This window comes from Marinomonas maritima, from assembly GCF_024435075.2.
Taxonomy (GTDB): domain Bacteria; phylum Pseudomonadota; class Gammaproteobacteria; order Pseudomonadales; family Marinomonadaceae; genus Marinomonas; species Marinomonas maritima.
In genome coordinates, this window is sequence record NZ_JAMZEG020000002.1 from 614,649 (window position 1) to 627,602 (window position 12,954).

Genomic DNA, 12,954 nt, shown 5'->3' on the forward strand with positions numbered 1-12,954 from the left:
TTGCAAAATTTTTACTAGCGTATTATTAATATTAGTTTCAATTTTTATAAAAATAATTTCACGTAATAATATATACTTGGATTGAAATTTAGGGGGCGGCAATTCATAAAATAAGTGCAGCACCCATGGTTGAGTAGGTGATGAAGGATCAACTGCCGGTTGGTTATACTTTACTAAGTCGCCCAATAAAGAAGTATTTATCCAAGTGGTTGATCGAAGTCCAACGATACTAGATTCACCATTATTTGCAGCTAGGCCCTGAATCACGGTGACATCTCAAGAAGGCGTTGCTTTCATTGCAGTACCATTTTTCGAGAATTGAATAGGATACCAATGATCAAAAATATTACCCAAAAGAAGTGAGTCAGAAAACAGAGGCTGGACGAATAAATGCACCCTCTTGCTGAAACTGGATAGAGTTCTACTTAGAGAAAAAATGGAGGCCTGAACAAATTTCAGGCTGGACTCCCCAGCGTTTGCTAGACAATAGTAGATACTGGAAAATCCAATGTGCCAATTGAGTTGCTGTCTCAAAGGGGTGGGACTCTTAAACGATACCATTCTAATGTCTTATTTTTTTGACTATTTCCAAGTAATGATGGCAGTTATACTGCTTTTCTTTTCTAATCGCAGAGATGCAAAAAAACATGAAAGATCAGTCATCATTGGACGCTAAGGTTATGATTAAGGGCTACGCCTTGGCCTTAATTGCGATCATGGTGTGGACGGGGTTTATTCTAATCTCGCGGGCAGGCGCATTGGCTTCGCTGTCTTTACCAGACATGATGATAGTGCGATTTGGTACGGCGTTTGTGCTGTTTTTTCCCTTTATTTGGATTCACCGAAAAGTCATTCTTCAATGGCGAATGATAGCGGTCGGCGCTATCGGTGGGTTGGCTTATTCGCTCTCCGTTTTTAATGGTTTCCAATACGCTCCTGCAACTCATGCGGCTTTATTATTGCCAGGGTTGATGCCAATTATGATTGCTGTACTAGCTTATTTTCTGGCTGGAGAGCGGCACTCTCGGTTTGCTTGGATGGGAATAGGAATCAGCAGTTTAGGAATTTTAGCTCTGTTGTTAGAAACCTTGTTGTCCGGTGTTTCTTATTGGCTGGGTGATATCAGCTTTGTCATTGCGTGTTTATTCTGGGGTATATTTACCGTCCTGTTAAGGCGTTGGAAATTTGCCCCGTGGCACGCTACGTTGGGTGTTATTACAGTGACCACTTTGCTTTATACGCCTTATTACTTCACTCAAATGTCTAGTGCGTTTCAGGGCGTTTCCTATAGCATGATTGGGCTACAGGCCTTTTATCAAGCGGTTATGGCGATCGCAGTGCAGTTTGTTTGCTACGGTAAGGCGGTACATATTTTAGGTGCTACTAAAATGGGTGCGCTGATGGCTATAGTGCCGTTACTTGCGAGTATGTTCGCGGTTCCATTATTTGGAGAGCAAATTACTGTTGGTCTTATTATCGCTCTGGTTTGTATTTCGGTCGGTACAATAGTGGGGAATTTATTACCTATTAAGCGACCTCCACTGAAAAATTGACGTTTCAGTGGTTTAGTAATAATAAAACGGTAATAAAAAATGATTACCGTTTTATTTAGTGAGTTTTAGTCTTTTTTCTCGATGGTGATTTCTAGTGTTTTGGAGCTGCCAGCAAACCATTTTTGAACATAAAGCGTTCCCATGATAGGCGCTTTCCCTTCTTCTGGGATTTCTTGATAGCGCACGCTGTTTTTGGTTTCTTTCTCGTATTCAAATGTCACGGTTGTTTTAGACATTGTGCTTTCCTTTGTTTTGTTAGTGTTCGTTATGATTTTTTCTTTTGGAAAATAAGTGCTTTTAAGCCGCTTTCGATATCAATGTCGAGAAACTCTGGTGGATTATCAAGTCGATACTGGTATTCCAGACTGGGGGCTTCTTCTCTCATGCCATCAATGAGAAACTGCGCTGGAATGGTTGGATCGTTTACACAGGCAAGCACTTGACCATTTTCTGTGAGCAGCTCTGGTAATCGGCGTAATATTTTTTGATAGTCTTTTGTTAGTGCAAAACTGCCACGCTGAAAGGTGGGTGGGTCGATGATAATTAAATCGTATTCGCCGTATTTTTTAATTTTTCCCCATGACTTGAAAATATCATGAGCAAAAAACTTAACGTTGTTTAAATCGTGCTGATTGAGTCGGTGGTTTTCTCTTCCTCGACTAAGAACGGCTTTTGCCATGTCTAAATTGACAACAAAATCGGCGCCGCCTGCGATAGCGGCAATAGAAAAACCGCAAGTATATGCGAATAAATTGAGAACTCGTTTGTCTTGGCTGTTCTTTTTTACCCAGCGTCGTCCGTATCGCATGTCTAAAAAAAGACCAGAATTTTGGTTCTTTCCTAAATCAAGTTGAAAAAGTAACCCTTCTTCGTTAATGACTTGGTGCTCTTGATAATTGCCCCATAAGCACTCTGTAGGGCTTCTCTCTCGACTTCGATGCTGAAGCAGGAGCGATTGTGCTTTGCTCTCTGTCCATTCTTTTTTATTCGTCCAATTGATAAATTCATTATTTAATTTATCTAATGAGTCAGGTGTCGGTTCCTTGAAAAGAGAAACTAATACTTGGCCTTCAAGCCAATCTACCGTGATGTGTTCAAGTCCTGGGAAGCAGCGGCCTCGGCCATGAAAAAGTCGTTGGGTGTCTCGTGGCGGCGATATAAGTTTGAGTAACACCTGTTCTGAAAGGGTGGCGAGTGCTTGTGAGTCCATAGGGGTTGTTTTCTGGCGGCAATTTAATAAGGTGTGTATTTTACTGATAACAAGGCGAGAGGCCAGAAGAAACCCTAAAGAAAAGCGCTTTTGAAAGAAGGATGCGTTAAATAAAAGGTTCACCGAGCGTTATAAAAAGCTCGGTGAACGATTGATTATTTTATTGACGTTTCCAGCGCCAAATATCAATCAATAGAAAAACCAGTAGGCTGACGCCCATAACCGGTAAGCTGACGCCTAAAAATAGAGTGACAAGAAGGGTCAGTGTTTTTTGAATGGCCGAAAGCTTCGCCCATGCTTGAAGCAAAGGCTTAGAGGTTGACCCTGCGGATGGGCGACGAACCCACCACATTTTATAGCCCCATATAATCATTAAGCACAAAGACAAGCCGAATACTGTCAGTATGACTTGGTTGATGACGCCAAACAAAATGCCCATGTGAGCATCAATTCCCCAGCGAATTAATTTAGCAACCAGCGGAAAGGTAGCAAAATCAGCGCGGCTCGTCACTGTCATAGTGGTTGCATCAATAGCAACACTGTCGACTTGGGTCGGCCAAGAGCGGTCTATTTCACGCACGAACCAGGCTTTGCCTTCACCTTTAGAGGGTTTTATTTCAAGCTTGTTGGCATCGATGCCAGCATTGCGCGCCGCTTTTAACACACCATCAAATAACAAATCTGGATTTGAACGAATGTCAGGAATGTCGACTTTTGGCTCTGCATCGTGATGATGAATGTGGTCAGCGTGCTCATCTGATGTGATAGCTACATTACTTGCGGCTAAATCTAAAGAAACAGAAGGGGTAACCCAGCCAATATTTGCGCGTAATGTGCCAATGTTACCGCCAGCCCATTTTGACCAGGTGAGGCCGGTGACAGAGACAAATATTAAACCAATGAAGATACACAAACCTAATTGGTAATGGCGTCTGCGTTTGCGCAAATGTATTGTTTTCGATGCAAATTCAGGCTGATTTTTCTTCCCGCCCTTGTACCACAGAAATAATCCACCCAATGCTGAGATCCAAAGCCAGGACGCTGCCAACTCGCTGTAATAGCGACCTACTTCCCCTAGGAGTAGTTGGCGGTGAAGAAAGTCTATAGTGGTTCTCAGTGGTAATACACCGCTGGTTCCGTACACAGGTAGATTGCCTTTTAAATCCAATGTGACAGGGTCAATAAACAGTGCTCTTGAGCCAGTTAGGTTAGCGGTGGGGTCCAAGAACATAATTCGTGTCGTGTCACCTTGATCTGGGGCAGGACGAACCGCAAATAAGGTTAAGTCGCTGCTGAGATGCGATCTTGCAGCGATAATTTGTTCCGCAAGTGTTTTATTTTCTCCAACGCTTTGTGTTGTCAGTGCCTCTTTGTAGATAGCATCCTCAATCTGAGGAGAAAGGACATAGAGTGTTCCTGTCAAAGCGGCAATAAAGATAAACGGCCCGATAAAAAGGCCGATATAAAAATGCAGTCGCGTAATCAGCAATAGCATGGCATTTGAAGGCTCTGAGACCTTATTCTGTGTGCTTGTCGACATGATAAATATTCTCGTATTAGAAAAGGGCATAACCACGCCTCTGAGCTTAAGCTCATTTTTCTAAAGTAATAAAAACACACGAGTAAGTAATTATTCTGTGTTCAAACAAAATAATTAACGTCGTGTAGTGTTTGGTGGGTTAGATTGTAATGGCAGGCGGTGCTCTGGGCTGGATCGACGTGAAAGGCACGGGGTATGTGTGCGAAATGGTCATCGTGACTATCGTGGGATAGCGACTTTGTGTGAGAGGAATCAGTTCGAAAGCTTTGGCGTCGATCCAGTTCAAATGAAAGAGAAGCGAGCAATAGCCACAGGCTTCTAAGACATTGGTGCTTTCTCCTTCCGCGTGGTGTCCATGATGGCCGTCATGAGCAGAGCTGTTGCTTGCTTTTTGAGGCATCATTTGAGAATGGTCGTGTTCCGCCGTCGACATGTTCTCTGTCGCCATGACCTCCATCGCCATGTTTTTTATGATCGTTGGTTCAGGCGAGAAGGCGTTGGCTACTTGCGAGTAGAGGGGAGCGAAATAAATAAGAAAAACGGCAAACAAGCAAACACACACTGCGGACTGTGTGTGTGCTGTGTTAGGTCGTTTTAATTGAAAATGCATGACGCGTCTGGTTTTTTCTACAAAAAAAGGTGCTATCTCTGTAGGTCGGCCGCATGCTCTTCAGCAGAAGAAACGATGCATTCACCGGCAAGGTTTGGAGCAACGCCGACAGAGAATTTGTCATTTTGCATGCCAGGCAACCATTTTTCTAACCAGTCAACAGAGTTTATTTCTAGACCTTTGAATCCTTCGTGATCTTTTTCACCCCACTCAGATGCGAGCGCTTCTGTTGGCCAAATGGGTAATACTTTATCGGTACCAAGATCGATGATTAAGCAGCCCTCCGCATCGGAAAGTGTCCAGATGGATTGCTCTTTTTTGATCAGCTTTAGCATTTGATCGTAGCGCTCGCTGCTTGTTAGGCGGTAAAAAGTATCATCAATGGCGAGTGTGTTTGACATAGATAGGGCTCGGTAGTTTAAAAATGCGAATCTTACCATAATAAAATTCAGAGATTAAAAAGAATGACTGCTGATCATTCTTTTTAAGGTGTTTCTGTAAGGCGACTAAATGTAACTGGGGTTATTTATTCGAAGAGGGCGTGCAGCTGTTTTAAGTGTCTTTCTTTTGAGGTGTCTTCCATCCAGCTGCCAGTGATGCCATTTTTGGCCAGTTGCAGCAGTTCTTCTTTGTTGATACCAGTACGACGGATTAAAGAGGCATAATTGTCATTCATATAGCCGCCAAAATACGCTGGATCATCGGAATTGACTGTCGCGTTTAGGCCGAGTTTTAGCATGTGTTTAATAGGGTGGTCTTTCATGTCATTAACGACACAAAGCTTTAGATTAGAAAGCGGGCAAACGGTTAGTGTTAGGTCACGCCTTTTGATTTCTTCGATGAGCTTAACATCTTCCAGTGCTCTATTGCCGTGATCTATTCTGTCTACGCCGATTTGATTTATGGCTTGCCAGACATAATCTGGCGGCCCTTCTTCTCCCGCGTGAGCGGTTACTTTTAAGCCGAGGTTTTTACAGGCTTCGAAGACACGTAAGAATTTTTCTGGCGGATGACCAAGTTCCGAGCTGTCTAGACCAACACCATCAACCCAGTTAAGGAAGGGCTTTGCCTGTTCAAGTGTTTCAAAAGCGCTTTCTTCACTCAGATGGCGCAGAAAAGACATAATAAGTTTAGAGGTCATGCCCCATTTTAGTTGGGCGTCTTGCAGCGCGTTATAAATGCCTTTTATTTGCACGTCGAACGGTACGTCGCGAGATAGGTGGCCTTGTGGGTCGAAAAAAATCTCCACATGAACGACGTTTTCGCTGTGTACTTTTTCCAAATACGCCATGGTTAGGTCGTAAAAGTCGGTTTCATGAAGCAGTACGGACATGCCTTGATAATAGAGATCTAGGAAGTCTTGTAGGTTGGTAAATTGATAGGCCGCTTTGAGCGCGTCTACTGTGTCGTATTTCAATTTAACTTGATTGCGTTGTGCTATGGCAAACATCTGTTCGGGCTCAAAGGTGCCTTCAATGTGTAAGTGAAGTTCGGTCTTCGGCATTGTCTTTGAAAGTTCGACCAGTGTGTCAGTTGTGTCCATAGTATTACCTTTATTTGGCTGTATTAATGCTGTGTTGAATTCTTAAATATAGCAATAAAAACTAAGATGAAAAGAAAGGGTGTTCGTCGATTGATATCACGATTCAAAAACGGGGGAATATACAGCCAGCGCCGCTGGCTGTATATAAGGATTAGCGAGGAATTTCGTCGGTAATGCCTTCTACGTACCAATTTACTTTAGCAAGTTCTACGTCTTTTAACGAATGGTTAGCAGGAACGGCGATGTTGCCTTTGTTGTCTTTGATTGGGCCAGTGAATGGTTTGAATTCGCCGGATTTTATCATGGCGTAAGTCGCATCAATTTTAGTGCGAACATCTTTAGGAAGATTTGGGTTAATCGACGCCAGTGTTAGCATATCATCTTGAAACCCACCCCAGAAATCTTGAGACTTCCATTTCCCGTCCATAACCGCTTGTGTGGTTTTGACATAATAAGGTGTCCAGTTATCGCGAACAGAAAAAATGTGAGCGTTTGGCGCGAATTTACTCTGATCAGAGGCTTGACCAATAGCGCGTAAACCACGTTTTTCAGCGGCAATAAGCGGAGCTGGACTGTCTGTGTGTTGTAGCATCACATCCACACCTTGATCCATTAGTGCATTGGCCGCGTCGGTTTCTTTGCCTGGATCGTACCAAGTGTTCGCCCAAACAATTTTTATCTTCACATCAGGATTAACGCTTTTTGCGCCCATGTAAACAGCGTTAATATCACGAATAACTTCAGGTATTGGGAATGAGCCAATGTAACCAATGGTGTTGGTTTTCGTCATCATGCCTGCCGTTACGCCAGAGACATAACGACCTTCATAAGTGCGAAGTGTGTAAGTGCCTAAGTTTTTAGACAGTTTATAGCCAGTAGCGTGTTCGAATGTCACGTTAGGGAAGCGTTTTGCTACTTTTACGGTTGGGTTCATAAAGCCGAAAGACGTGGTGAAAATAAGATCATTTCCTGCTTTTGCCAATTGAGTGATAACTCGCTCAGCGTCTGCGCCTTCTGGTACGTTTTCAACGAAAGTAGTTTTCACCTTATCACCGAAATGTTCTTCAAGGCCTTTACGCCCCATATCGTGTTCGTAACTCCAGCCTAAATCACCAACAGGCCCAACATAGACAAAGCCAATTTTTAACGGGTCTTCTGCTTGAGCAAAGCTTGCTCCAGCCAAAAGCCCTAGGCTTACCAGTAAACTTTTAAATTTCATTTTTAGCTCCTTTTGTGCCCGAAGGCATTTTTTTATGTAATGTTGAAAAATTAGGGTTTAAATCTAAATTCTAAGCCATGTTTCTCGGGTCAAAAGGTTTGCCTAAAGACCGAGGGGCGAGCAGTTTTTCTTTAAACTGATCTGCGCTGATGATGACCATAACAATAACGGTTGCTACATAAGGCATCATGGCGAGTAGGTTTGGCGAAATCGACCAGCCTAACCCTTGAAGTACCAAATGCATAATACTAGCCAATCCGAATAAATAGGCCCCCAGCATGATTCGTCCTACGCGCCACGACGCAAAAACAACTAGGGCTAGGGCAATCCAACCGCGGCCGGCGGTCATATTTTCAACCCACATGGGGGTGTAAACAAGAGACATATAGGCGCCTGATATCCCCGCCATAACACCGCCAAACATGACGGCTAAATAGCGTACTCTTAGCACCTTTATACCGATGGCGTTGGCAGCGTGAGGGTTTTCGCCGACAGCTTTGAGAACGAGGCCGATACGAGTTTTATTAACAACAAAAATGAGCGCAAAGGTCATGACAAAGGATAAATATACCAAGATGTCATGGCTAAACAATATGCGACCCAAGAATGGAATGTCAGATAAAAATGGAACAGCGATAGGTTGGAATCCTTGAACCGTTTGACCAACGACACCAGAACCTATAAACGCGCTCAATCCTGTACCAAAAATAGTTAAGGCAAGGCCTGTAGCCACTTGATTTGCCCCTAGGTGAAGTACGAGTACGGCAAAAATAAGGCTCATAAGGCAGCCCATTAACATGGCGGCGAGAACGCCTAATCCAGCGCTTCCTGTTCCGTAGGCGGCTAAAAAACCAACAACAGCGCCCATTAACATCATGCCTTCTTGGCCGAGGTTGAGTGCGCCAGATTTTTCACAAATAACCTCACCTAATGCAATAAAGAGAAGTGGTGTGCCGGTTTTAATGGCGGCAAACAAGATTTGTACAATAAGATCTGAGTCCAAAGTGTGCTCCTAGTTTGTCGCTTGTTTAGAAAAGGCGAGACGATTGTTGATGAAAAAATCACATGCCAAGAGAAAGAACAATAAAACGCCCTGAAACATGCTGACGACGGCAACGGGAATGCCCATTTCTATTTGTGCTAAATCACCACCCATATAAAGTACCGCCATAAATGCCGCCGCAAGAATGGCGCCGATAGGATGTAATCTTCCCAAATAGGCGACAATGATGGCTGAATAGCCATAGCCAGGAGACACATTAGGTACTAATTGTCCGATCGGCCCAGTGGTTTCGCTGACACCGGCGAGTCCTGCTAAAGCACCAGCAAATAACATGACAAACCAACTTATTTTTTTGCTACTAAATCCTGCGTAGCGAGTGGCCGCTTCGTCTGCACCAAAAACGCGTATTTGAAACCCTAGGTGGGTTTTACTTAAAATAAACCAACCGACAACACCGGATAGAATAGCAAAAACGATGCCGAGGTGAGTTCGGCTGCTTTCAAATAGCGTGGGCAGTAAGGTGGCGTCAGAAAATAAGGCGGATTCTGGGAAACCAAAGCCTTCAGGGTCTCTTAGTGGTCCATGAACGGCCCAAATAAGAAGGTATAGGGCGATGTAGTTGAACATAATGGTGGTTAAAATAAGGTTCGAGTTATAACGTAACTTTAAGAAAGTCGGAATCGCGGCCCAAATCATGCCGGATACAACGCCAGCTAATAAAGTGATAGGAAGTGCAAAAGAAGATTCAGAATTTATAAAGTAAAGCGCCATAGCGGAGCCGCCTAACGCGCCAGCGAGTAATTGTCCTTCTGCGCCGATGTTCCACATATTAGCTCGGTAGCATAGTGATAAGCCAACGGCACAAAGTAGTAGCGGTGCCATTTTCACGAACATCTCACCAATATTGTAACTGTCTGCCAAAGGTGCAATTAAGAGTACATGTAAGGCTTGAGAAGGCGACTTACCAATGGCTGAAAATAAAATGCAGCCAAAAATTAAGGTTAATGCGATGGCAAGCAGTGGGGAGACAACTTTCATCAAAGAACTTGACTCGGTGCGAGTTTGAATGCGAATCATGCCTTGGCCTCTGATGTTTGAGCCGTTTTACTGTTGATAAACGTGCCGGCCATCCATTGGCCTATCTGGTCTATGTTGGTATCTTGTGTTTTTACCACGGGAGACAAATGACCATCGCAGACAGCAGACATTCGATCTGCTAAAAGGAACAGTTCGTCTATGTCTTCGGAAACAAGCAGAATAGCGGCGCCTTGATCACGAAGTTCTAATAGTGCCTGATGGATGGCGAGTGCTGCACCAACATCGACGCCCCATGTTGGGTGCGCACAAATAAGGACTTTTGGTTTTTGGCCGATTTCGCGCCCCATGATGAATTTTTGCAAGTTACCACCACTTAAGCTTTTGGCTTCTGAAAATTCGCCGTGACATTTGATCTTATATTTAGCAATGAGTGCGGTGGTGTAGGTCTTAATGCTTTGCCATTCGACGAGTCCATTTTTTATAAAGCCTTCACTGTGAGTCAGTAGTGTATTTTCGGTTAAACTCATGTTAGGAACAGCGCCTCGGCCTAAACGTTCCTCAGGTACATAAGCCATACCAAGCTTGCGGCGTTCTCCAGCATGTAAATGGCCGATATCTCGTTCACAAAGCGAAAGTGCGTGCTTTACATTGCGGTTATCTTCACCGCTGATAATCGCCAAGAGTTCGTCTTGACCATTGCCAGCAACCCCTGCAATACCCAATATTTCACCGGATTTCAATTCGAAATTAATATTTTTTAACGCTGTGCCAAAAGGTTGCTTGGATGGTAAAGATAAGTTGTTGACGCTAAGAAGGTCTTCTTTGCCTTCTTTTTTTGCGTAGCCGGCATCCTGTTCGGCCAGATCGCCCACCATCATTTTTGCAATAGAAGCGGGTGTTTCTTCATTTGGAACACAGGTGTCGACGACCTTTCCTCCACGAAGAATGGTGGCTTTATGGCAAACTTCTGTCACTTCGTGCAATTTATGGCTAATGAATAAAATGCTGCAGCCTTCCTTGGACAGTGTTCGTAGAACACCAAATAGCCCTGCCACTTCTTGCGGTGTTAGCACAGAAGTAGGTTCATCTAAAATAAGCAGTTTTACCGATTGGACAAGGCAGCGCATAATTTCAACCCGTTGTCTTTCGCCAATGGAGAGTGAATGAACATATCGGCTTGGATTAACATTCAAGCCGTACTCTTTAGAGAGTTGGGTAATTCTTTCGGCTAAATCGCCGATGTTACTCAATTGGGCTTTGCTTAAGCACAATTCTATATTTTGACTGACGGTCAGTGTTTCAAATAAAGAGAAGTGTTGAAATACCATTCCAATGCCTAAATCGCGAGCAACAGAAGGCGATTTAATATTAACTTCTTTACCATTCCATATTAAAGCGCCTTTATCGGGTGCAACAACGCCATAAATGGTTTTTACCAACGTGCTTTTTCCTGCGCCGTTCTCTCCTAATAGTGCGTGAATTTCACCTGGCATCAGGGTGATACTGATGTTGTCATTAGCAAGGCAGCCTGGGTATTGTTTAGTGATGTTTACAAGCTCAAGGCGTGATACCGAGTCGTGTACTTTCAATGTTCCAGCACCTTTTTTAGCATTAAATTAAATTTCATTTAAGACGATTGTTGTGTTGTCATTCGTCTGCTTGTTCTGCTCAATGCAAACTCTAGATTAGGCTAGACTTTACGTTTTTGCACCGTTATGGCGCCTTTGTCTTTTTTTGGTGCGCTGGTGAGCTAAGATTCTCCTTTTGGCTGACTGGCTGGCGTTTTCAATAGCTCTTGCTTTAGGTCGCAATACCTTAATCAATATCCATGCCAGAAATGTTATTAAAAATAACGGATTAGAATACGGAAAATCAACGTATTTGTCTTTAGACATTGTTTTTAATACTAATATTATTAAGTGGTTCTAATCTTTGTAGTAAAGCGGCTTTCATTGTTTGAATTAATAGGAAAAAAGGATCACTTTCTGTAGAATTGTGCAGATGGTTTTTTACTCTATAGTAGCCTATGTTGTGGCGAATATAGCGATTCAAGTTTGATTACTTTTAATACAAACAATAAGTGCGGAATGCTGTGTTTTTTTCAATAAAAAAAATGACAAAAAAGCTCCTGAACCTTGGCTTCATCGATGAGTTTGGCAACGATCTTAATCAGAAACATGTGGTGAATTTTTCTTACCTTATGTTCTGCGCTAGCTGTTTGTTCATGGTTATTATGTTTTTTTATCGCCAAATGCCTTCTATAGCCTTTTTTTCTTTTGTGGGTCTGGTCGTTGGTCTAGTCGGTCTACGCTATAACTATATGGGGCTTTTTTCTCGCGCCCAACTCTTGATGCCGATTGTTAAAATCGGGCAAATAACCACTCTTAGTCTGTTTTACTTTGGCTCCGCTAGCGGTTTTCATTGGCTTTTTGTCAATGTTATTGCCTATTCTTTTATCGTGTTTAGAGCAGATCAGCGTTTCATTAAATATTGGGTTGTCGTGGGTTCTTTGGTGTTGTTTCTAGTGTGCGAATTTTTGAACACTAAGGGGTTGTATTTGACATCGCCAGATCAAAGTATTGTTTTGACAGCAGTGTTCCTCTGTGTGTGTTTTTACTTTGCTGTTGTTATTAATCTTGTGATGAGTCGGTTGAAAGCGGTAAACAGCCATTTGCGTACTTTGGCCGAAATAGATGAATTAACAGGGTTATCTAATCGACGAAAAGTGTTAGCAGACGCTGTTAACATTTTTGCGGACTCCGTTATCAATCGAGAGTCTTGTGTTTTCTCCATTGTCGATTTAGATCACTTTAAGAAAATTAATGACACTTACGGCCACGAAGCGGGTGACTTGGTATTGGCGCAAGTGGCGGCGATGATGGCGTCAGTCATTCGACCTCAAGATGAAATAGGTCGCTATGGTGGTGAAGAGTTCATTGTTATCATGCGCAATACCAATTTAAAGCAGGCCGAAGCTGTTATGGAGCGTTTACGGTACTCTGTCGAGAATATGTTGATAGAAACCGACCAAGGTATTGTTATCCCCGTTACTATTAGCGCAGGTTTGGCGTCTATTGCGCCAAATGTGTCTCGTTATGAAGAAATATTGGCTCAAGCAGATAAGAGCTTATATGTTGCTAAGCGAAACGGACGTAATCGAATTTCGTTGCAACTTAATTATCAGAATTAAAATATATTTACTTCTTTATGTTGACATATGAGTTGTCCACTTTCTCTG

General features: G+C 43.0%; 12 protein-coding genes. 2 read left to right on the top strand and 10 right to left on the bottom strand.

All coding sequences use genetic code 11. The features are described 5' to 3' along the window. The first annotated feature begins 647 nt into the window (after nucleotides 1-647). Nucleotides 648-1,553: a DMT family transporter gene (locus tag M3I01_RS08920; protein WP_255895450.1), complete on the top strand. Its 906-nt coding sequence runs from the start codon at nucleotides 648-650 to the stop codon at nucleotides 1,551-1,553. A gap of 65 nt (nucleotides 1,554-1,618) precedes the next feature. Here M3I01_RS08920 and M3I01_RS08925 read toward each other — a convergent pair whose 3' ends face one another. From M3I01_RS08925 to M3I01_RS08970, 10 genes are all read right to left on the bottom strand, one after another. Then, nucleotides 1,619-1,789 carry a hypothetical protein gene (locus M3I01_RS08925; protein WP_176335524.1) on the bottom strand — a complete coding sequence of 57 codons (171 nt, stop codon included), beginning with the start codon at nucleotides 1,787-1,789 and terminating at the stop codon, nucleotides 1,619-1,621. Between the two features lie 29 nt (nucleotides 1,790-1,818). Continuing rightward, a complete protein-coding gene (locus tag M3I01_RS08930) occupies nucleotides 1,819-2,763 on the bottom strand; it encodes a class I SAM-dependent methyltransferase (protein ID WP_255895452.1) in 945 nt (314 codons plus the stop codon). A 160-nt stretch (nucleotides 2,764-2,923) separates the two neighbouring features. Next, on the bottom strand, nucleotides 2,924-4,303 hold the full coding sequence (locus M3I01_RS08935; protein WP_255895454.1) for a PepSY-associated TM helix domain-containing protein: 1,380 nt from the start codon (nucleotides 4,301-4,303) through the stop codon (nucleotides 2,924-2,926). A 139-nt stretch (nucleotides 4,304-4,442) separates the two neighbouring features. After that, nucleotides 4,443-4,853, bottom strand: a complete 411-nt coding sequence (locus tag M3I01_RS08940) for a DUF2946 domain-containing protein (RefSeq protein ID WP_394358974.1) — start codon at nucleotides 4,851-4,853, stop codon at nucleotides 4,443-4,445. Between the two features lie 92 nt (nucleotides 4,854-4,945). Continuing rightward, complete coding sequence (locus M3I01_RS08945) at nucleotides 4,946-5,314, bottom strand: DUF2750 domain-containing protein (RefSeq protein ID WP_112138327.1); 369 nt, start codon at nucleotides 5,312-5,314, stop codon at nucleotides 4,946-4,948. A gap of 125 nt (nucleotides 5,315-5,439) precedes the next feature. Continuing rightward, nucleotides 5,440-6,456, bottom strand: coding sequence for an adenosine deaminase (locus M3I01_RS08950; protein WP_255895456.1), 1,017 nt, complete (start codon nucleotides 6,454-6,456; stop codon nucleotides 5,440-5,442). 151 nt (nucleotides 6,457-6,607) lie between these two features. Further along, nucleotides 6,608-7,675 (bottom strand): BMP family ABC transporter substrate-binding protein, encoded by a 1,068-nt coding sequence (locus tag M3I01_RS08955; RefSeq protein ID WP_255895458.1) that lies wholly within the window; start codon nucleotides 7,673-7,675, stop codon nucleotides 6,608-6,610. Nucleotides 7,676-7,745: 70 nt separating this feature from the next. After that, nucleotides 7,746-8,678 (bottom strand): ABC transporter permease, encoded by a 933-nt coding sequence (locus M3I01_RS08960; RefSeq protein ID WP_112138334.1) that lies wholly within the window; start codon nucleotides 8,676-8,678, stop codon nucleotides 7,746-7,748. Between the two features lie 9 nt (nucleotides 8,679-8,687). Then, nucleotides 8,688-9,755, bottom strand: coding sequence for an ABC transporter permease (locus M3I01_RS08965; protein WP_255895459.1), 1,068 nt, complete (start codon nucleotides 9,753-9,755; stop codon nucleotides 8,688-8,690). Beyond that, nucleotides 9,752-11,305 carry an ABC transporter ATP-binding protein gene (locus M3I01_RS08970; protein ID WP_255895460.1) on the bottom strand — a complete coding sequence of 518 codons (1,554 nt, stop codon included), beginning with the start codon at nucleotides 11,303-11,305 and terminating at the stop codon, nucleotides 9,752-9,754. The genes M3I01_RS08965 and M3I01_RS08970 overlap by 4 nt, the downstream gene beginning before the upstream one ends. A 524-nt stretch (nucleotides 11,306-11,829) precedes the next feature. Between M3I01_RS08970 and M3I01_RS08975 the strand changes: the two genes are divergently transcribed. Further along, nucleotides 11,830-12,906, top strand: a complete 1,077-nt coding sequence (locus M3I01_RS08975) for a GGDEF domain-containing protein (RefSeq protein ID WP_255895461.1) — start codon at nucleotides 11,830-11,832, stop codon at nucleotides 12,904-12,906. Nucleotides 12,907-12,954: the final 48 nt, after the last annotated feature.

Excerpts from the sequence above, each read along its gene's own strand:
- M3I01_RS08920 (WP_255895450.1), top strand. The coding sequence starts at position 648 with ATGAAAGATCAGTCATCATTGGACGCTAAGGTTATGATTAAGGGCTAC.
- M3I01_RS08925 (WP_176335524.1), bottom strand. The coding sequence starts at position 1,789 with ATGTCTAAAACAACCGTGACATTTGAATACGAGAAAGAAACCAAAAAC.
- M3I01_RS08930 (WP_255895452.1), bottom strand. The coding sequence starts at position 2,763 with ATGGACTCACAAGCACTCGCCACCCTTTCAGAACAGGTGTTACTCAAA.
- M3I01_RS08935 (WP_255895454.1), bottom strand. The coding sequence starts at position 4,303 with ATGTCGACAAGCACACAGAATAAGGTCTCAGAGCCTTCAAATGCCATG.
- M3I01_RS08945 (WP_112138327.1), bottom strand. The coding sequence starts at position 5,314 with ATGTCAAACACACTCGCCATTGATGATACTTTTTACCGCCTAACAAGC.
- M3I01_RS08950 (WP_255895456.1), bottom strand. The coding sequence starts at position 6,456 with ATGGACACAACTGACACACTGGTCGAACTTTCAAAGACAATGCCGAAG.
- M3I01_RS08955 (WP_255895458.1), bottom strand. The coding sequence starts at position 7,675 with ATGAAATTTAAAAGTTTACTGGTAAGCCTAGGGCTTTTGGCTGGAGCA.
- M3I01_RS08965 (WP_255895459.1), bottom strand. The coding sequence starts at position 9,755 with ATGATTCGCATTCAAACTCGCACCGAGTCAAGTTCTTTGATGAAAGTT.
- M3I01_RS08975 (WP_255895461.1), top strand. The coding sequence starts at position 11,830 with ATGACAAAAAAGCTCCTGAACCTTGGCTTCATCGATGAGTTTGGCAAC.